Source organism: Pseudomonas sp. MWU16-30316 (assembly GCF_020515645.1).
GTDB classification, from domain to species: Bacteria; Pseudomonadota; Gammaproteobacteria; order Pseudomonadales; family Pseudomonadaceae; genus Aquipseudomonas; species Aquipseudomonas cerasi.
This window is the reverse complement of the sequence record NZ_JAIZAZ010000005.1, coordinates 16,189-38,106: the sequence shown is the minus strand read 5'-3', so window position 1 is coordinate 38,106 and position 21,918 is coordinate 16,189. Positions and strand designations below refer to the sequence as shown.

Sequence of the window (21,918 nt, the reverse complement as noted above, 5' to 3'; positions counted from 1 at the left end):
GATGCTCATCGAGCAGATACACGCGGGTATTGGCAATCGGTGTGCCGATGTCGAGTCTGCCGTCGGGCAGCAAACGCCCCGACGTGGCGACCACCGTGGCCTCGGTCGGGCCGTAGTTGTTGATGACGGTGAAGCCCGGATCGCGCTGGAACTGGCGCAGACGGTCGCCACCAATCAAGAGCGTACGCAAGGTGGGGTGAGACAGGTCGCGGCTGAAGGCATATTCGGCGACCGGCGTTGGCAGGAAAGCCACCTGCAGCGGTTGAGCGATCCACCAGTCGAGCAGTGCATCAAGCTGTTCATTACCCACGTCCGCAGGCGGCAGGTGCAGGGTCGCCCCGACACACAGCGCCGGCCAGACTTCCCAGGCCATGGCGTCGAAGCCGAAGCCTGCGACGCTGGCGGTATGACTACCAGCCTGGAGATCGAAGGCCTGGCAATGCCAGTCGATCAGGTTGCCGAGGGTGCGGTGCTCGACCATCACGCCTTTTGGCTGGCCAGTGGAGCCGGAGGTGTAGATCACGTAGGCCAGATGCGTGGGGTTGAGCCCTGCCACCTGCGGATTGTCCAGGCGTTGCGGCCATTCAGGGCGGTCGAAAGCGATGACGGGTGCAGATGCTTCCGGCACACGGCTCATCAGAGTCTGCTGGGTCAGCAGCACTTTGGGTGCGCTGTCGGCCAGCAGATAGGCAATGCGTTCGTCAGGGTGTGACGGATCGACCGGGACATAGCCTGCGCCTGCCTTGAGGACGGCGAGCATGGCCACCAGCGTGTCCAGCCCGCGACGGGCCATGACCGCCACGCGATCATCGACACCTACGCCGAGACTGATCAGGTGATGGGCCAGGGCGTTGGCGCGATGGTTCATCTCGCCGTAGTGCAGGCAATGCTCGCCCACCTGAGCCGCGACACTTTCGGGTGCGCTGACTGCCCGGGCTTCAATCATGGCGTGCACGGTCTGCTGCCGCGGGTAGTCCTGCGCGGTGTCGTTGAATGCCAGCAGCAGTTGCTGCCGCTCGGCTTCCGGCACTACCGGCAGGTCGCACACGGCTGAATCCGGGGCGGATTCAAGGGCCTCGACCAGATGACTCAAGGCGGTCTGCATGTAATCGCAGATGCGCCGCGCATCGATACCCGCCACCGCCTGTGCATTCAGGCTGAAAGCATCGCCAAAGTCATCGACGCTCAAGCTCAGTGGATAATTGGCACGTTCTTCACTGCTCAGAACATGAATACCTTGCCAGGCCTGGATCGCCTGTTCGGAAACGCTGGCAGCTGCACTGTGGCGGTAGTTGAGCAAGGCGCTGAAAAGCGGCGTCGGTGCGGCAACGCCGCTGCAACGCTGGGCCAAGGCAAGGGATGCATGTTCGTGACCGAGTAACGCGGTCACGCGCTTATGGGTCGCCTTGACCTCGTCACGCACGCCCTGCTCACCTACCGAAACCCGCAGCGGCAAAGTGTTGATGAACATGCCCAAGGCGCGTTCGGCGCCCTCACCGGCCTGCATCCGCCCCATCAACACCGTACCGAACACCACGTCACGCTTGCCCGACACAGTGCCGAGCACCTGGCCCCAGGCCAGATGCACCAGGCTGGCGGCGCTGACGCCTTGCTGCCGGGCCTGAGCCCGCAGGCGCAGATTCAGTTGAGGGTCCAGCGTCAGGCTGGCTTCCTTGACGTGGCTGCCATCGCCCTGCACATCCAGCAGGCCGTACGGTAGGGTCGGCTCTAGGATATCGCCCAGCATGTCGCGGAAGAACGTTTCGTGATCAGCCTGGCTGACACCCTGGCGTGCCTGAACCACATAGTTGCGGTACGGCACGGGCACCGACGCTGCCAAGGCTTCGGCCTCGCCGAGCAAGCCGTTCTGTATTTCGTGCTTCACCACTTCCAGCGCAGTGTGGTCCAGGGCCATGTGGTGGAACAGCAACATCGCGCAAATCCGCTGGTTGGGCGGATCTTCGGCATAGACCACGCGCATCAACGGTGCCTGACCGATGTCCAGGCGGTAGTGACGCGGGTCGAAGCGGCTGTGCAGTTGCTCGCCGATATCGCCGTTCACAGGATCCAGTTCGAGCGCTTCAAGGTGCAATTGGGCCTTACGCCAGACCACCTGCAGCGGGGACTCAAGGCCTTGCCACACCACACTGGTGCGCAGAATATCGTGACGGTCTATAACCGTTTGCAACGCTTGAACAAAAGCATCCATACGTTCGCGGTTATCAAAGGCGAACTGAGTCTGCAACACATAGGGATCGCCGCTTTCGGCGGCCAGGTGGTGATAGAGGATGCCTTCCTGCAACGGTGCCAGCGGGTAGATGTCCTGCACATTCGCCACGCCACCCGGCACGCTTGCCACGACCTGATCGATCTGCACCTGGGTCAGATTGATCAACGGCAGCAGCTCAGGCGTAATGCGTTGGCAATCCCCGGCGATCAGATTGGCCGGTACCATGACTGCCGTGCCACCACCGACCGCAGCAGCCAGTGCGGCCAACGTCGGCTGGCCGAACAGCGCACGCACATCGGCGCTCAGGCCCAACTGACGCATGTGCCCTATGAGGCTGACTGCCAACAGTGAGTGTCCGCCCAGCTCGAAGAAGTTGTCATGTCTACCGACCTGCTCAACGCCCAGCAAGTCTTTCCAGATAGCAGCGATCTGCGTTTCGGTTTCACCTTGTGGGGCTTCGTAGCCACGGCTGATCAGTGAGTCACTGTCCGGCGCTGGCAGGGCCTTGCGGTCGAGTTTGCCGTTCGGGGTCAGCGGCATTGCGTCGAGACGCACGTAGGCCGCAGGGATCATGTGGGCCGGCAGTTGTTCCTGCAGCCAACCGCGCAGGATTTCGATGCTCGGTTCCGTTTGCGCGGACTGGACCGTGTAATACGCCACCAGGCGTTTGTCGCCTGGAATGTCCTCGCGGGCGGTGACTACCGCTTCATGGACCGCCGGGTGTTTGGCCAGGCGTGCATCGATCTCGCCCAATTCGATACGGAAACCACGGATCTTCACCTGATCGTCGTTACGGCCCAGGTATTCGATATTGCCGTCTGGCAGGTAGCGACCCAGGTCGCCGGTGCGGTACATGCGTGCCGCTGGGTTTTGGCTGAACGGGTCTTTGAGGAAACGTTCGGCAGTCAGGTCGTCACGGTTCAGATAACCCCGCGCCACGCCAGTACCGCCGATGTAGATCTCACCGGCAACGCCCAGTGGCACAGGCTCCTGTTGCTCGTCCAGCAGGTAAAACTGTGTATTGCCGACCGGCTTGCCGATGTGAGCTGCGAAGCCATCTTCACGATCCATTGCCACCCAGCTTGAATAGGTGGTCGTTTCGGATGGGCCGTAGAGGTTGCACAGGCGCTGCACGCCGGTTTTTTCGAACAGGTTTTCCACGAGGCTGCGTTTCAGCGCTTCACCGGCGACGTTGACTGTATGGACCGATTTCGGCAGTCCATCGACTTCCAGCAAGGCCTTGAGCGCCGATGGTACGGTGTTGATCAGGCCGATATCGTGCTCGCCGTGTTGCAGTTCCAGCACGTTTTTGACGACTTCGATGCTGCCGCCCGAGGTCAGCGGTGCGAAGCACTCATAAACCGCAAGATCGAAGTTCAATGAGGTGGAGAACAGCGTTTTTTCGAGTGCAGAGCCGTCGAAAGCCGTGTGTGCCCAACTGAGGAAGTTAACGGTGTTGCGGTGTTCGATCATCACGCCTTTCGGCAGGCCGGTGGAACCCGAGGTGTAGATCAGGTAGGCAAGATGCGCTGAAGTCAGCCCCGGCACCTGCGGATTCTGGACGGATTGGTCCTGCCAATCGTTCAGATCAAGATTGATGACAGGCGCTGAAACGTCGGCCAGCAAGCCCTGAGTCGCGGTTTGTGCCAGTACTGCGGCCGGAGCGCTGTCCTGCAACATGTAGGCAATTCGTTCTACCGGATACGCCGGGTCGAGTGGCACATAACCGCCGCCCGCCTTGAGGATCGCCAGCAAGCCGATGACCATCTCCACGCCGCGCTCTACACAAATCCCGACCCGCGAATCCGGCTGCACACCCTGCTTGCGCAAGGCATGGGCCAGGCGGTTGGCCTGTTCGTTAAGCTCGCGATAGGTCAGACGTTGTTCGCCATGCACTACGGCCACATCATCTGGCGTGCGCTCGACCTGTGCTTCAAACAGTCCGTGAATGGTCTGTTGCTGCGGGTAATCCAGCGCGGTGTCGTTGAACTGCACCAGCAACTGCTCACGCTCGTCGGCCGGCAAGATCGGCAAGCTGTTCAACGACGTCTGCGGTGTCTGCTCCAGTGCATGCACCAGGCTTTCCAGCGCCGTCTGCATATACCCGCAAACCCGCTGGGCACCGATACCGGTGACAGCCTGAACATTCAGGCTGAATCCTTCGCCAAAATCGTCGAGGGATAAAATCAATGGGTAGTTGGTGCGTTCTTCGCCGCCCCTCACCTCAATCCCTTCCCAGAGTTGAGCGGTCTGATCGGTGACTTCCTGATCGGTCGCCGCTTCAGCGGAACTGTGGCGATAGTTGAGCAGTGCGCTGAACAGTGGCGTCGGTGCTGATACACCGCTGCAACGCTGGGCCAACGCCAGCGAGGCGTGTTCGTGGCCGAGCAATGCAGTCAAACGTATATGGGTCGCCTTGACCCCGGCGCGCACATCCTGCTCACCCACGTCCACCCGCAGCGGCAACGTATTGATAAACATCCCCAAGGCCCGGCGAACCCCCTCGCCGCCGCGCATACGCCCGAGCAGTACGGTGCCGAATACGACATTGCTGCGCCCGCACAGGCGCCCGAGCACCTGTGCCCAGGCAAGGTGATGCAAGCTCGCCGCGCTCACCCCTTGCAGTCGGGCCTGATTTCGCAAGCGCCGGCTCAGCTCTAAAGGCAGGGTCTGATGCGCTTCTTCGACACCATGGCCGTCGCCGCGCACATCGTGCAGGCCGAACGGCAGCGTAGGTTCGTCGACGTCGCCGAGCATCTCGCGGAAAAACCCTTCGTGCTGCTTGTTCGTGACGCCGAGCCGGGCCTGGGCCACATAGTTGCGATACGGCACTGGCTCGCCCAGGGTGTGGGCCTGACCGCTCAGGTGCGCGTGGAGTTCATGATGGATCTGGTCCAGCGCCGCATGGTCGATGGCGATGTGGTGAAACAGCAACATCGCCACCCAGCGCTGGTTGGCCACGTCGTGGGTGAAGGCCAGCCGCAGCAAGGGTGCCTGGCTGATATCGAGGCGGTAATGCCGTGGGTCGAAGCGTTGTTGCAACTGCTCGCTGGCGGTACCGGCGTCAGGCTCAAGGGTGATTTCGCTGAGCACCAGATCAGCCTTGTGCCACACAACTTGAACCGGCTCGTCCAGGCCTTCCCATACCACGCTGGTACGCAGGATGTCGTGGCGGTCGATGATCTGCTGCAAGGCCGTGGTGAACTCGTCGAAAAGCTCCCGGCTGGCAATCGTAAACTGTGCCTGTAGCACGTATGGATCGCCTTGTTCGGCGGCAATATGGTGATAAAGAATGCCTTCCTGCAACGGCGCCAGCGGGTAGATGTCCTGCACATTGCGCACGCCGCCAGGGACGCGGGCAACGATGCTTTCGATGGCTGCCTGGTCGAGTTTGATCAGCGGCAACATTTCCGGGGTGATGCGCTCGCAGCCCGGCACAATCGCCTGGGCGGGAACCTCCACTTCATCGGCCTTGCCGCTGTAATACTCGCCGGCATTGATCAGTTCGATCAATGCCGCCTTGTTCTCGCGCAACAGCGCCAGCACGGCGGGCTCCATGAGGGACTGTCGCTTACCGCTGACGACCAGTTGGTCGCCCTTGACGGCGAGCTGCACATCTTTCTCTTCCAGTACTGCCAACAGTTCAATCATGCTCACAGAACAATCTCCATTCTTTCCGTTGTTGCTGCGTATTCCATGAGGGTGGGGTGTTTGAACAGCGACTTGACCTCGGCCTCCAGGCCTTCCTGACGCATGCGTTCCATCAGGCTGACAGCGAGCAGAGAGTGACCACCCAGCTCAAAAAAATGGTCGTGTCGGCCAACCTGCGTGACACCCAGCAAGTCTTGCCAGATCTCCGCAATCAGTACTTCTCTCTCGCCTTGCGGAGCTTCGTAGCCACGGCTGATCAACGCGCCCTCGCCCGGCGCAGGGAGCGCCTTGCGGTCAAGTTTGCCGTTGGGGGTGAGAGGCAATGCATCGAGACGCACGTAAGCCACCGGGACCATGTAGGCCGGCAACTGCCCTAGCAGCCAGCCGCGCAGGCTGTCGATGGCAGGTTCCGTTTGCGCCGACCGGACTGTGTAATACGCCACCAGGCGTTTGTCACCGGGGACGTCTTCACGAGCGGCGACTACCGTATCCTGGACGGCAGGATGCCTGGCCAGACACGCGTCGATCTCGCCGAGCTCGATACGGAAGCCGCGAATCTTCACCTGATCGTCGTTACGGCCCAGGTATTCGATATTGCCGTCTGGCAGGAAGCGACCCAGGTCGCCGGTGCGATACATACGTGCCTGGGGCTGCTGGCTGAACGGATCCGCGAGGAAGCGTTCGGCAGTCAGGTCGTCACGGTTCAGGTAGCCGCGGGCCACGCCCGCGCCGCCGATGTAGATCTCTCCGGCAACACCCAGTGGCACGGGCTGTCGTTGCTCATCCAGCAGGTAAAACTGTGTATTGCCGACTGGTTTGCCGATGTGCGAAGCGAAGCCGTTTTCGCGATCCATCGCCACCCAGCTTGAGTAAGTGGTGGTTTCCGACGGGCCATAGAGATTGCACAGGCGCTGCACGCTGGTTTTCTCGAACAGGTTTTCCACCAGACTGCGTTTGAGTGCTTCACCGGCGACGTTGACGGTATGGACCGACTCTGGCAAACCGTTGATTTCCAGCAGCGCTTTCAGCGCCGACGGTACGGTGTTGACCAGGCCGATATCGTGCTCGCCGTGTTGCAGTTCCAGCACGTTTGTGACCACCTCGATGCTGCCACCCGAGGTGAGCGGCGCAAAGCACTCGTAGACCGCGAGGTCGAAGTTCAGCGAGGTGGAGAACAGCGTTTTTTCCAGCGCAGAGCCGTCGAATGCCGTATGCGCCCAGCTCAGGAAGTTAACGGTGTTGCGGTGTTCGATCATCACGCCTTTCGGCAGGCCGGTCGAGCCTGAGGTGTAGATCAGGTACGCAAGATGCGCTGAGGTCAGCCCCGGCACCTGCGGATTCAGGGCAGATTCGTCCTGCCAGTTGCTTGCATCAAGATTGATCACAGGTACCGATACGTCGACCAGTAACGCCTCAGTCGCCGACTGCGCCAGCACAGCGGCAGGCGCGCTGTCCTGCAACATGTAGGCAATTCGTTCTACCGGGTAAGCCGGGTCGAGTGGCACGTAACCGCCGCCCGCCTTGAGGATCGCCAGCAACCCGACGACCATCTCCACACCGCGTTCCACACAGATCCCGACCCGCGAATCCGGCTGCACGCCCTGCTTGCGCAAGGCATGCGCCAGGCGGTTGGCCTGTTCGTTAAGCTCGCGATAGGTCAGGCGTTGTTCGCCATGAACCACTGCCATGGCTTGCGGTGTGCGCTCGGCCTGCGCTTCAAACAGCCCGTGAATGGTCTGTTCGTGCGGGTAATCCAGCGCGGTGTCGTTGAACTGCACCAGCAACTGCTCACGCTCGGCAGCAGGCAGGATAGGCAGGCTTTCGAGCGCGGCGTCCGGTGACTGCTCCAGCGCAACAAGCAGATTTTCCAGCGCGGTCTGCAGGTACCCGCAGACTCGCCCGGCACCGACTTTGCCGGTCACCAGCACTGAAAATCTGAAACCGTCACCCTGATCATCGACGTTCAAGGTCAACGGGTAGTTGGTGCGTTCCTCACCATTCTGCACGTCGATGCCGCGCCAGGCCTCGATCGATTCGTTGGTGGGTTCTGCCACGCTGCTGTGGCGGTAGTTGAGTAGCGCGCTGAACAGTGGCAACGGTGCCGCCACGCCGCTGCAACGCTGCGCCAGCACCAGCGGCGCGTGTTCATGACCGAGCAATGCGGTGAGTCGGGCATGGGTCGCTCGTACGCCGTCCCGTGCACCCTGCCCGGCCAGATCGACGCGCAGCGGCAAGGTATTGATGAACATGCCCAACGCCCGTTCGGCGCCTTCGCCACTGTGCATGCGGCCCATCAACACGGTGCCGAATACGACGGTGTGCCTGCCCGATACCTGACTCAATACCTGAGCCCACGCCAGATGCATCAGACTTGCGGCGCTTACCCCCAGCTGCCGAGCCTGGGCGCGCAGACGCCTATTCAACTGCCGGTCCAGTATCAGGCTGCTTTCTTCAACATCGCGGCCATCCCCTTGCACATCCAGCAGCCCGAACGGCAGCGTCGGTTCGTCAATGTCACCGAGCAATTCGCGGAAAAACGCTTCGTGGGCCTCGCGGCTTACACCCAGGCGAGCCTGGGCCACATAGTTACGATACGGAATGGCTGCTTCGAGTTGGTCAGCCTGCCCCAGCAGATGCGCCTGCATGTCGTGGAGCACAATCTCCATCGCTGTATGGTCGAGGACCATGTGATGGAACAGCAGGATCGCCGCACAACGCTGGTTGGGCTGGTCTTCGGCGAAGATCAGCCGCAGAAGTGGTGCCTGGCTAATGTCCAGCCGCGAATGGCGAGGGTCGAAGCGCTGTTGCAGTTGCTCCATGATCGGCCCCTCGAGCGGGTCGAGTTCGACCTGCTCCAGCAACAGCCGAGCCTGACGACAGACAACCTGCACCGGTGTTTCCAGGCCTTGCCAAAGTACTGCAGTTCGCAGGATGTCGTGGCGATCAATCACACTTTGCAAGGCATCGACAAAGGCATTCAAACGCGTTCGGTCAGCAGTCTCGAATACCGTTTGCAGGACGTACGGATCGCCTTGTTCGGCAGCCAGATGGTGATAGAGAATCCCCTCCTGCAGTGGTGCCAGCGGGTAGATGTCCTGCACATTTTCCACGCCGCCGGGCACGCTGGCGACAATGAGGTCGATGGCGGCCTGATCGAGATCGGCCAGTGGCAGCAGCTCTGGCGTAATGCGCTTGCAGTCGTCCGGGATGGCGTTTTGCGGGACTGTTATTTCATTCAGGCTACCCACCGCCGCAGCCAGCGCGGCCAGCGTCGGCTGTGTGAACAGGGTGCGAATATCGGCATCGAGCCCCTGGCGCCGCATTTGCGCGATCAGGTTGACGGCCAACAGCGAGTGCCCGCCCAGCTCGAAGAAGTGGTCATGACGACCCACCCGCTCGACGTGCAGCAACGAACTCCAGATCTCGGCCACGGCCATTTCCACCGGCCCCTGGGGTGCCTCGTACTCCCGATCCGGAAGCGCGTCGCGATCCGGCATTGGCAGGGCCTTGCGGTCGACTTTGCCATTGGCCGTCAGCGGCCAGGCGTCCAGACGCACGAAGGCGATGGGCACCATGTAGCCAGGCAGCACTGTCAGCAAGGCAGAGCGCAGTTCTGCCACCGGCGTCGACAGCGAACCGTCGCGCTCGATGAAATACGCCGTCAGCCTTGGCTGGTCCGGTTCGTCCTCTCGGGCCAGCACCAGCGCTTCTTCGATGCCCGGCAACCGACTTAGCTGCGCTTCGATCTCGCCCAGTTCGATGCGCGCGCCGCGAATCTTAACCTGATCATCATTGCGCCCCAGGTAGTCGAGAGTGCCATCGGCGTTCCAGCGTGCCAGGTCGCCGGTGCGGTACATCCGTGCGTCAGTGTGGAACGGATCACGCAGAAAGCGCTCGGCGGTCATCTCCGGTCGGTTCAGATACCCCCTCGCCACGCCTTCTCCGGCGACGTACAGCTCGCCCGCCACACCCAGCGGCACCAGTTGTTGATGCTCATCAAGCAGATACACGCGGGTATTGGCAATCGGTGTGCCGATATCGAGTCTGCCGTCGGGCAGCAAACGCCCCGACGTGGCGACCACCGTGGCCTCGGTCGGGCCGTAGTTGTTGATGACCGCGAAGCCTGGATCACGCTGGAACTGGCGCAGACGGTCGCCACCAATCAAGAGCGTACGCAAGGTGGGGTGAGACAGGTCGCGGCTGAAGGCATATTCGGCAACCGGGGTCGGCAGGAAGGCCACTTCCAGCGGTTGAGCGATCCACCAGTCGAGCAGTGCATCAAGCTGTTCATTACCCAGGTCCGCAGGCGGAAGGTGCAGGGTCGCCCCGGCACACAGCGCTGGCCAGACTTCCCAGGCCATGGCATCGAAGCCGAAGCCTGCGACGCTGGCGGTATGGCTGCCAGCCTGCAGATCGAAGGCCTGACAATGCCAGTCGATCAGGTTACCGAGGGTGCGGTGCTCTACCATCACGCCTTTTGGCTGGCCAGTGGAGCCGGAGGTGTAGATTACGTAAGCCAGATGCGTGGTGTTGAGCCCCGCCACTTGCGGGTTTTCTAGGCGTTGCGGCCATTCAGGGTGGTCAAAGGCGATGACCGGTGCAGACGTTTGCGGCACACGGTTCATCAGGGCCTGCTGGGTCAGCAGCACTTTGGGTGCGCTGTCGGCCAGCAGATAGGCAATGCGTTCGTCAGGGTGTGACGGATCGACCGGGATGTAGCCGGCGCCTGCCTTGAGGACGGCGAGCATGGCCACCAGCGTGTCCAGTCCGCGACGGGCCATGACTGCCACACGATCATCCACACAGACACCGAGACTGATCAGGTGATGGGCCAGGGCGTTGGCGCGATGGTTCATCTCGCCGTAGTGCAGGCAATGTTCGCCCACCTGAGCCGCGACACCTTCTGGCGCGCTGGCGGCCCGGGCTTCGATCATGGCATGCACGGTCTGCTCGTCATTAACTTGCGCCAGCGCCGTCGTGTTGAGCGTTTCCAGCAGGTAACGGCGTTCCTCTTCGCCGACCAGCGGGATGCGATCAAGATGCGTCTGCTCATCAGCCGCCAGGGCTTCGAGGATCTGCATGAAATAGCCGAGATACCGTTGCGCCGTGGTTTCGTCGAACAGCGCCGTGGCGTAGTCCAGCGTACCTACCAGCGTCTCGCCCTGCTCGCTCAGGTTCAGCGAAAGGTCGAATTTGGACACCTGACTGTTCTGCTCGACCGGCTCCACTCTCAGATCGCCAAGCGAATCGGCAACGTTTTTTCCCGGCATCCAGTTCAGCGTGGTCTGGAACAAAGGAGGATGGGCCAGGCTGCGTGTCGGGCGAACGACTTCCACAACCTGTTCGAACGGCAGGTCCTGATGCTCCTGTGCTTCCAGTACGCGGGCCTTGACCCGGGCCAGCAGCGCCTCGCCGCTCGGATTGCCCGAGGTGTCGATGCGCACCGCCAGGGTGTTGACGAACAGGCCGATCAGGTCTTCAAGTTCGGTATGGCCTCGCCCTGCCACCGGGCTGCCAATCACCACGTCGGCCTGACCCGAAAGGCGCGTGAGTGTCGTCGCCCAGGCGGCCATCAGCGCCATGTACAGCGTGACGCCCTGACGTTGTGCCAGTTTGCGCAGGTCTGCTGCCAGATTTGCATTCAGTTGCACGGCAAGGCTGGCACCGGCGAAGTCCTGCTGCGCCGGACGTGGCCGATCAGTCGGCAACGTGAGCAGCGTCGGCGCTCCCTCCAGTGCCTGATGCCAATAGGCGGCCTGGTGTTGCAGGCGTTCGCCGGACAGCCAGCGACGTTGCCATACCGCGTAATCGGCGTACTGGATCGCCAGCGCCGGCAGTGGATCGGGCTGTCCCTGGCAGAACGCCGGGTACAGCGCCAGCAGTTCCTGGCTCAGTACAGCCATCGACCAGCCATCGGCGATGATATGGTGCACAGTCATCAGCAGCACATGACGGTCGTCGGCCACTTGCAGCAAATGAGCGCGAATCAGCGGGCCGTTAGCCAGATCGAACGGTGCTACCGCCTCGACCCGAATAAACTCTTCCAGGCCATGAGGCGCATGACGAATGTCTTCGACAGACAGCCCTGCGTCTGCGCAGGTGGGCACGAACAGTACTTGCGCAGCGCCTTCACAGGTCACAAATCGGCTGCGCAAGGTTTCATGGCGTTCGACGATACGTGCCAGGGCTCGGGCCAGGGCGGTGACGTCGAGCGCCCCCACAAGGCTCAGTGCCATCGGGATGTTATAGGCTTCGTTACCGCCGTCCATCTGTGCCAGGAACCACAACCTTTGCTGGGCGAAGGACAATGGCATTGGCTGATCACGCTTCACCGGCAGGATCGCTGTCAGTTCACTGCGCGCCACGCCATTCAGCGCTGCGGCCACCGCTGCCAGTTCACCGAGTGCAAACAGCTCGCCCAGCGGTAATTCCACGCCAAGCTGTTGGCGTACTTGAGACACCATGCGCATGGCCAGCAGAGAGTGCCCGCCCAGATCGAAGAAGTTATCGTAGCGACCAACCTGCTCGACCTGCAGTACCTCGGCCCAGATCTCGGCCAGCACTGCTTCGACCTCACCTTGTGGTGCTTCGTAACCACGACTGATCAGCGCTTGCGCATCCGGCACTGGCAGGGCCTTGCGATCGAGCTTGCCATTGGTGGTCAGCGGCAGCGCATCGAGCTGCACGTAGGCTGCTGGCACCATATAGTCCGGTAACAAGCCTTGCAGATGGTTGCGCAGGCGTTCGATGTCCAGCGCGGTTTCAGGCTGCTGCGCGGTTACATAAGCGACCAGACGCTTGTCACCAGGCTCATCCTGACGGCACAGCACCACGGCTTCACGAATATCCGAATGCTCGGCCAGGCTTGCTTCTATTTCACCCAGTTCAACGCGGAAACCACGGATTTTCACCTGATCGTCATTACGACCCAGATATTCCAGATTACCGTCGGCACGCCAGCGAACCAGGTCGCCGGTGCGGTACAAGCGTGCCTGTGGGTCGCTGTCGAACGGGTCGGCAACAAATTTCTCAAGGGTCAGTTCATCCCGATTCAAATACCCCCTGGCGACACCCTGCCCGCCGATATACAGCTCGCCGGGCACGCCCAACGGCACGGGTTGGCCTTGGCTACCGAGCACATACAGGCGGCTGTTGCCCACGGGTTTGCCAATAGGGATCGAGCCATTGCCGACCGACGTGATTTCGTAGGTCGCGGAGAACGTCGTCGCCTCGGTCGGACCATAGCCGTTGAGCAGATGCTGTGGAGGACTGTTGGCCAACACTCGGCCTATGACGGCAGGGTCCAGCACATCGCCGCCGACAATCAGGTAGCGCAACCGCGAAAAGGACTCGCCCAGCCCTGAGGCGTATTGATGGAATAAACCGGCGGTCATCCATAGCACGGTTACCGATTGCTCCAGCAGCAGACGCTGGAAGTCGCGCGGAGACAGCAAGTCGTTCTGCCCGATCACCACCACGCAGCCGCCGTTGAGCAACGGTGCCCAGACATCCAGCGTGCTGGCGTCAAATGCAGGGTTGGAAGCGAACGCCACGCGGTCCTGAGCGTTGAAATCGGCATAACCGTTGTTGATCACCAGACGGCTTATGGCCCGATGCGGCACCAGCACACCTTTCGGAACACCCGTCGAACCAGAGGTGTACATGATGTAGGCAACACTTTCGCTTGACTGCGGCAACGCCAGATCAGTGTCTTTCAGATCGTTCAGGGGCAAACCATCGAGATCGACACGCTGTGCAGCGGTTTCCAGCGACACTTGGCTGTGAGTGAGCAGTACACGCGCCTGGCTGTCCTCAACCATGAATGCCTGACGTTCGACCGGTGCATTGATGTCCAGCGGCACATACACCGCCGCGCACTTGAGCACTGCCAGTTGACTGGCGAGTAGGTCATGGTTGCGCTCCAGCAAAATCGCCACGCTGTCACCCGGCTGCACGCCAAGACCCAGCAGATGCCGGGCCAGACGGTTGGCCTGGGTGTTGAGTTCGGCATAACTCAAGGCAACGCCGTCGTGGATTGCCGCGCAAGCCTCGGGGCACGCCCGCACCTGAGCTTCAAACAGGCTATGCACGGTCTGTTGCTGCGGGTAATCACGCGCGGTGTCGTTGAACGCCACCAGCAGCTCCGTCCGTTCGGCTTCCGGCACCACTGGCAGATCGCGCACTGCTGAGTCCGGTGCCGATTCAAGGGCTTGAACCAGATGGCTCAGGGCGGTCTGCATATAGTCGCAGATCCGCTGGCCATCGAAACCGGCTGCTACCTGTACGTTCAACAGGAAGCCTTCGCCTTGATCGTCCACCGACAGGGTCAACGGGTAATTGGTCCGTTCGAGTACGCCGAGCACCTGGGTATCCGCCCAACGATCGCCACCGCTGGCTTCACGTGCCGGGCTGTGGCGATAGTTGAGCAACGCGCTGAACAGCGGCGACGCTGCATCCACCGCGCTGCAACGTTGCGCCAGCACCAGCGGCGCGTGTTCGTGGCCGAGCAATGCGGTCAAACGGGCGTGGGTGCGACGCACGGCCTGACGCACGGCGCAGGTACCGACATCGACCCGCAGCGGCAAGGTGTTGATGAACATGCCCAAGGCGCGGTCGGCACCCAGGCCGCTTTGCATGCGCCCCAGCAACACCGTGCCGAATACCACGTCTTCACGCCCGCTGGCGCTGCCCAGCACTCGCGCCCAGGCCAGGTGATGCAAGCTTGCTGCACTCACCCCCAGTTGCCGAGCCTGAGTGCGCAGACGCTGACACAAATCAGCCTCAAGCGCGTGGCGAACCTCCTTGATGCCCTGCCCGTCACCCTGCACCTCAAGCAGACCGAACGGTAGCGTCGGTTCATCGACATCGCCGAGCATCTCGCGGAAAAATGCTTCATGTTGTTCGCGAGTCACGCCAAGATGGGCCTGCGCCACATAATTCCGGTAAGGCATCGCCGCCGGCATTTGCGCCGCGCTGCCTTGCACGTGAGCGAGCATTTCTGCGCTCATCACGTCCAGCGCGGTGTGGTCGAGGGCAATGTGATGGAACAGCAGGATCGCCACCCAGCGCTGATTCTCCGAGTCCTGCGCAAAGGCCAGGTGAGCCAGCGGGGCCTGGCTGAGATCGAGGCGGTACTCGCGGGGATCAAAACGGCGTTGCATCTGGGCGACGATATCGCCGCCGCCCGGTGCCAGGGTGATTTGCTCAATCGACAGCTCGACCCGGCGTAGAGCCACTTGCAGCGGTTGTTTCAGACCTTCCCAGACCAGCGCCGTGCGCAGGATGTCATGGCGATCGATCATTGCCTGCAAGCCTTCGGCAAAGCGTCGTACGTGCGCCGGATCATGCAGGGCGAAGGTTGCTTGCAGCAGATACGGGTCGCCCTGCTCCGCGGCGAGATGGTGATAAAGAATGCCTTCCTGCAACGGTGCCAGCGGGTAAATGTCCTGCACATTGGGCGCACCACCGGGAACGCCGGCGACAATGCGATCGATAGTCCCTTGGTCCAGCGAAGTGAGGGTCAGCATGTCCGGGGTGATGTGCTCGCAGCCGTCGGGAATGCCGTTGGCCGGAACCTCGATCTCGATACCGCCGCCCACCGCCGCCGCCAGTGCGGCAAGGGTGGGCTGGCCGAACAGCACGCGTACATCGGCACTCAGGCCAACCTGACGCATGCGCTCGATCAGCTTCACCGCCAGCAGCGAGTGACCACCCAGTTCAAAGAAATGGTCCTGCCGACCGACGCGTTCAACACTCAGCACGTCGGCCCAGAGCTCAGCCAGCATGATTTCGGTGTCGCCGATCGGGGCCTGATAGTCGCGACTGACGAAGGCATCGGCTGATGGCTGCGGCAACGCGCGACGATCCAGTTTGCCGTTGGGCGAGACCGGCAGTTTTTCCAGGTGTACATAGGCTGCGGGGATCATGTAATCCGGCAGCAGCGCCTGTAAATGCAGACGCATCTGGTCGGCCTCGGGCACCACCTGCCCGGCGTGCACGCTGAAATAAGCGACCAGGCGCTTTTCACCGGGAACGTCTTCGCGGGCCAGCACCGCTGCATCGCGCAGACCTGGAAATTGACCGAGACGCGCCTCGATTTCGCCCAGTTCGATACGGAAACCTCGGATCTTGATCTGATCGTCGTTACGGCCCAGATAGACGATCCTGCCGTCGGCCTGCCAGCAACCCAGGTCGCCGGTCTTGTACAGGCGCGCGTGTGGGTTGCCGACATCGCTGGCGGCAAACGGATCAGCGATAAAGCGTTCGTTGGTCAGTTCATCACGGTTCAAGTAGCCACGCGCGACACACGCACCGCCGATGTACAGTTCACCCGCGACGCCCACCGGAACGGGGCGCATGTGTTCGTCGAGCAGGTAAATGCGGGTATTGGCCACCGGCTGACCGATGCTTGGTAAGGTCGGCCAGGCCTGCGGGTCACCCTCAAGGGTCAGCGCCGTGACCACATGGGACTCGGTCGGGCCGTAGTGGTTATGCAGGCGGGCGTCGTTCAAACGGGCGAATAACTGCCGCATCGGTTCGGTGATTCGCAGTTGCTCACCGGCAGTGATTACGTCCTGCAACAGGCAATCAGTCTGTTCGGGTTCAGCGACCACCGCCTCGGCCAATGCCTGCAGGGCAATACACGGCATGTACAGGCGTTCGATACGCTGCTCGCAAATATGTTGGAACAGGCGGCGGAAATTCAGACGAGTATCGCCGTGGATCAGTGACAGTTCGCCACCTGCACACAAGGTGCTGAAGATTTCCTGAAAGGCCACATCAAAACCCAGCGCGGCGAACTGCAAGGTGCGTTGCCTCGGGCGACCGTGCTCGACAGTCTGGGCGATCTGCCAATGCATCAGATTGACCAGCGGCGCATGGGGCATGGCCACGCCTTTGGGCTGTCCGGTAGAGCCCGAGGTGTAGATCAGGTAAGCCAGGTGCTGCGCGCCAAGCCCCGCAAGCTGCGGATTGGTCGTCGGCGTGCGGTCAATACCGCTCTCGGCGTGGGCATCAGCCTCCAGCAGCAACACCGGCATGACGGCCTGCGCAAAGCGCTCGCGCAAACCGCGTTGGGTCAGCAGCATTTTCGGTGCGCTGTCCTCAAGCATGTAGGCCAGGCGTTCCGCAGGGTAAGAAGGGTCGAGTGGTACGTAGCCTGCGCCGGCCTTGAGAGTGCCCACCAGGCCCGCGATCATTTCCAGACTGCGTTCCGCACAGATCGCCACCCGGTCATCAGCACCAATGTCTTCGGCGATCAACCGATGGGCAATCTGGTTGGCCCACTGATTGAGCTCGAGGTAGCTCAGTTGCTGGCCTTCGTAGGTGACTGCCACCGAGTCGGGTTGCGCAGCCGCCTGAGCCTCAAACATCTGGTGCAGCAAAACGTCTTGCGGGTAGCCGCAGTCGAATGCGTTGAAGTCTTCCAGCAATTGGCGACGCTCGTGCACGGGCAACCAGTCGAGGCTGTGCAAGGGTGCATTTGGCCGACTGTCCAGCGCGTCGGCCAGTTGCTCCAGCACGGTGTGTATGTAACCGCAGATGCGCCGGGCACCGATTCCGGCCACTGCCTGAACGGTCAGGCCGAAGGATTCGCCGAGGTCGTCCACCGACAAGGACAGTGGGTAGTTGGTGCGCTCTTCACCGCCGAGTACCTCGACACCGCCCCAAAGCCTGGTCTGCCCTGCCTCTTGAGGTGTCTGGGCGCCGACCGCGACATGGCGGTAGTTCATCAGTGCACTGAATAACGGTGTCGGTGCCGCCACGCCGCTGCATCCCTGGGCCAGTGACAACGGTGCATGCTCATGACTGACCAGCGCCGCCAACCGTGCGTGGGTGGTACGCACTGCAGCCTCAATGCCCTGCTCTCCGGCCGCGACGCGCAATGGCAAGGTATTGATAAACATGCCCAAGGCCCGTTCGGCGCCTTGACCACTGAGCAGGCGGCCCATCAGCACAGTACCGAAGACCACGTCCTGACGCCCTGACAGGCGCCCGATCACCTGAGCCCACGCGAGGTGATGCAGGCTGGCGTTGCTGACGCCGAGGCGTCGGGCATGGGCGCGCAGACGTTCGGCCAGCTCCGGGTCAACCGGTAGCAGGGCTTCGTCGACTCCGCTGCCGTCGCCTTGCAGGTCTTGCAGGCCGAACGGCAGGGTCGGCTCGTCAACATCGGCGAGCATGTCGCGGAAGAACGCTTCGTGCTCCTCGCGGCTCATGCCCAATCGCGCCTGAGCCACATGATTGCGATACGGTACCGACGCTGGCAGATGGTTGCCGCGCCCTTGTCTGAACGCCTCGATCTCTGCGCCCAGCAGGGCCAGCGAGGTGGCGTCATCGATCAGGTGATGGAACATCAACACCGCCACCCAGCTTTGGTTGACGGGATCCTCTGCGTAATGCAGGCGCATCATCGGTGCCTGATGCAGATCCATGCGTATCCGCCGTGGATCGAACTGTGCCTGCAATTGGGCCGCGACATCACCCTGCTCCGGATGCGGCAAAAACGCCTCGACGCGCAGCCGTGCCTGACGCCAGACCACCTGCACTGGCTCGTCGAGCTCTTCCCAGGCTACCGCCGTGCGCAGAATGTCGTGACGGTCAATGACTTGCTGCAAGGCCTCCGTGAAGTCCAGCAGTTGCTCGAAGCTATTGACCCGCAACAACGCCTGCAACAGGTACGGATCACCCTCCTCACTGCTCAAGTGGTGATAAAGAATGCCCTCCTGCAACGGCACCAGCCCATAGATATCCTGCACGTTGCCCACACCGCGCGGCACTGTGGCGACCAAACGGTCGATCTGTGCCTGGGTGAGTCGGGCCAGAGGCAGCATGTCGGGGGTAATGTGCCGACAGTCGGCGGGAATCTTATTGGTGGGCGCCTGCACGTCCGTGACATTGCCGCTCGCTGCCGCCAGCGAGGCCAGGGTCGGCTGGCCGAACAGCACGCGCACGTCGGCATTCAGACCGATGTCGCGCATGCGTTCGATCAGTTTCACCGCCAGCATCGAATGCCCACCCAATTCGAAGAACTGGTCATGACGGCCTACCTGCTCGACGCCCAGCAACTCGGCCCACAACCCGGCCAGGCGGGTTTCCGTCAGGCCTTGCGGTGCCTCGTATTGACGCCGGGCATAGGCCTCGGCCACGGGCAGCGGCAGTGCCTTGCGATCAAGCTTGCCGTTGGCGGTCAGCGGGAAAGCCTGCAGGCTGACAAAAGCGCTCGGCAACATGTGCTCGGCCAGCGACAGGCGCAGCTGTTCACGCAACCAGGTAGCGTCCGGTTCCAGGTCTGCCGTGCCGATGACATAGGCCACCAGGCGCTTGTCGCCCGGTTCGTCTTCACGCACCACGACCACCGCTTCACGCACGCCTTTGCAAGCGCTCAATCGAGCTTCGATCTCGCCCAGTTCGATACGGAAGCCACGAATTTTCACCTGTTCATCGTTACGGCCCAGGTATTCCAGGCTGCCGTCCGGCAACCAACGACCCAGATCGCCAGAGCGGTACATTCGCGCCCCGGGTTCCGGGGCGAATGGATCATCGAGAAAGCGCGTCGCGTTCAATTCATCGCGATTGAGGTAGCCACGGGCCACGCCTGCCCCGCCCACGTACAACTCGCCCGCCGCGCCTGGTGGCAGCGGATGGCCATAAGCATCCAGCAGGTACAGCTGCAGGTCGGGAATGCGCTTGCCAATCGGACTGGCGCCAACGCGCTGCGCGTCTCCAGGCTGCAACGGATAATAGGTCACATGCACCGTGGTTTCGGTGATGCCGTACATGTTTACCAGTTGTGTTGTGGCGTTGACTTTGCGGGCGTACCACGGCTTGAGCATCGCCGTTTCCAGGGCTTCGCCGCCAAAAATCACCTGGCGCAGCGAATGCGCCTGCTCTTTTTCGCCCTGAGCCGCAATCAGTTGGCGGAACGCACTTGGCGTCTGGTTGAGCACCGTGACACCGGCACTGCACAGCAGCCTGTAGAAGTCTTCTGGCGAGCGGCTGACCAGTTGCGGCACGATCAACAGGCGGCCGCCGTGCAGCAATGCGCCCCAGATTTCCCAGACCGAGAAGTCAAAGGCGAACGAGTGGAACAGCGCCCACACGTCCTGTTCGCTGAAGCCGAACCAGTCTTCCGTGGCCGAAAACAGTCGTGCAACGTTGCGATGCTCGACCATTACGCCCTTGGGCAGACCGGTGGAGCCGGAGGTATAGATCACATAGGCAAGGTCGCTGGACTTGACCGCTACCTGCGGATTGCACACGGATTCGTTCTGCAGGTCGGCGTCGTCGAGATAGATCAGCGGCACTTCAGATAACGGCAACGCTTGTTGTACTGACTGTTGGCTCAATAATGCCACTGGCGTGCTGTCGCCGAGGGTATAGGCCAGGCGCTCCAGCGGGTAAGCCGGGTCCAGCGGCACATAACCGGCACCGGATTTGAGGATGCCCAGCAAGCCGATAATCATCGCCGGGCCACGCTCGACGCAGATCGCCACGCGATCATCAGGGAGCACACCCAGCGCGAGCAAGCGATGCGCGACCTGGTTGGCGCGGGCGTTGAGTTCGCCGTAGCTCAGGGTCTGCTCTTCGAATACCAGCGCCACGGCGTCTGGTCGTTCTGTAGCGCGTGCTTCGAACTGCTGGTGGATAGTCAGGTCATCGGCGAAATGTGGCTGATCGGCATTCCACGCCTGAACCCGGGAGGTGTCGGTCTCGCTGATCAGCGAGAACCCGTTCACCGGGAGTTGTTCATTCGTCAGCCCCTGCTCCATAACACGCTGCAAGCGCTCGGCAAGGAGGACAATCTCGTCGTGCTGAAAAAACGCCTCGTTGTAGATGTAGTGCATCCACGATTCAGTTTCGCAGGCGTTGGTGCGCAGGTAGATAGCTAGCGGCGTCTGTTCGTGGTTGTTCGAACACTTGGTAGTGCTGGCGGCTGCCTGATTGAAATGCAGCGGAAGGTTCTGGCGCTCATAGGAGAACGTCAGATCGAACAATTGGGTACGCTCGGTACGGCGCAATTCCAGCAGCCGGTTGAGGTCGCTGACCGGGAACCGCTGGTGGCGGTAATCCTGCTTGACTGCCCGACATATACCCTGGACCAGTTCTGCGAACGGCAGGTCTGGACTGAATTTCAGGCGCACCGAACTGAGTTGGGTAAAAAGCCCCAGGGTCTTCTTGTAGCCGGCATTGGAGCGGTTGAGAATCGGCAGGCCGATGACCAGTTCATCACGCTGGTAGACGCGGGTGAAGTACACGTACAGCACTGCCAGCAAAACATGGAACGACGAGGCTTGCAGTCGAAGCGCCAGATCGTCGATCTGCTGCTCCAGACCACGGTCAAGACCGGAGCTGATGTGGCCGCTGCGGCTGTGTGCTGTCTGGTTCTGAATAGAGACCTGGCGCGGGCGCGCTGTCAGCAACGGATCGGGGATCTCACGGTATTTGTCCAGCCAGTAGGCTTGATCGAGCGAAAAACGTCGCGACCCGCGATACTTGAGGTCGTCCTTGATGAAATCGACATAGGACGGCGCCGCAACGTCAGGCGTGCGCTGATTGAGCAGCGCATTGTAAATCTCACTGAGGTACGTACAGACACCGTCGATGCTCCAGCCGTCGAGCACGATGTGGTGGGTATAAAACACAAAGTAGAAGCGCTGCTCTTCGAGTTTGAGCAAATGCATTCGGTAGAGTGGCCCACCCTCGAGCCTGAACGCTTTTTCAAGCCGGGTCTGCACCCAGTGTGCGGCTGCCTGACGCGGGTCGTCATGCCCTTGCAGGTCGATCGGAGTCATACACTGCGGCATGCTCGAGGCGAAGGCCTGTAGCGGCAAGCCCTCCTCGTCACGTTCGTCAAGCAGGACCATGCGCAGAGCATCGTGTTCTTCAATCAACAGGTCCACGGCCTGCTGGAACAACACGGAATCGACGGCACCATCGATCTCCATATAGCCGCCGATGTTGTATAACGGCGAGTCGCCCTGGGTCATCTGATCCAGCCAGATATTGCGTTGCGCAGCGGTCAGGGCAAATGCCAT

2 protein-coding genes (1 of these 2 only partly in view) are annotated in these 21,918 nt (G+C 61.5%); both read right to left on the bottom strand.

Going from position 1 to position 21,918, the window contains the following annotated elements; all coding sequences use genetic code 11:
• Positions 1 to 5,887, bottom strand: partial view of an amino acid adenylation domain-containing protein gene (locus LCH65_RS17180; RefSeq protein WP_345945909.1) — the beginning only. The gene continues 10,520 nt to the left of window position 1, outside the view; the window shows 5,887 of its 16,407 coding nt (coding positions 1-5,887); it begins with the start codon at positions 5,885 to 5,887; the stop codon falls past the left edge of the window.
• Positions 5,884 to 21,918, bottom strand: a complete 16,035-nt coding sequence (locus LCH65_RS17175; protein WP_226439661.1) for a non-ribosomal peptide synthetase — start codon at positions 21,916 to 21,918, stop codon at positions 5,884 to 5,886. Before LCH65_RS17175 ends, LCH65_RS17180 begins: the two co-directional genes overlap by 4 nt.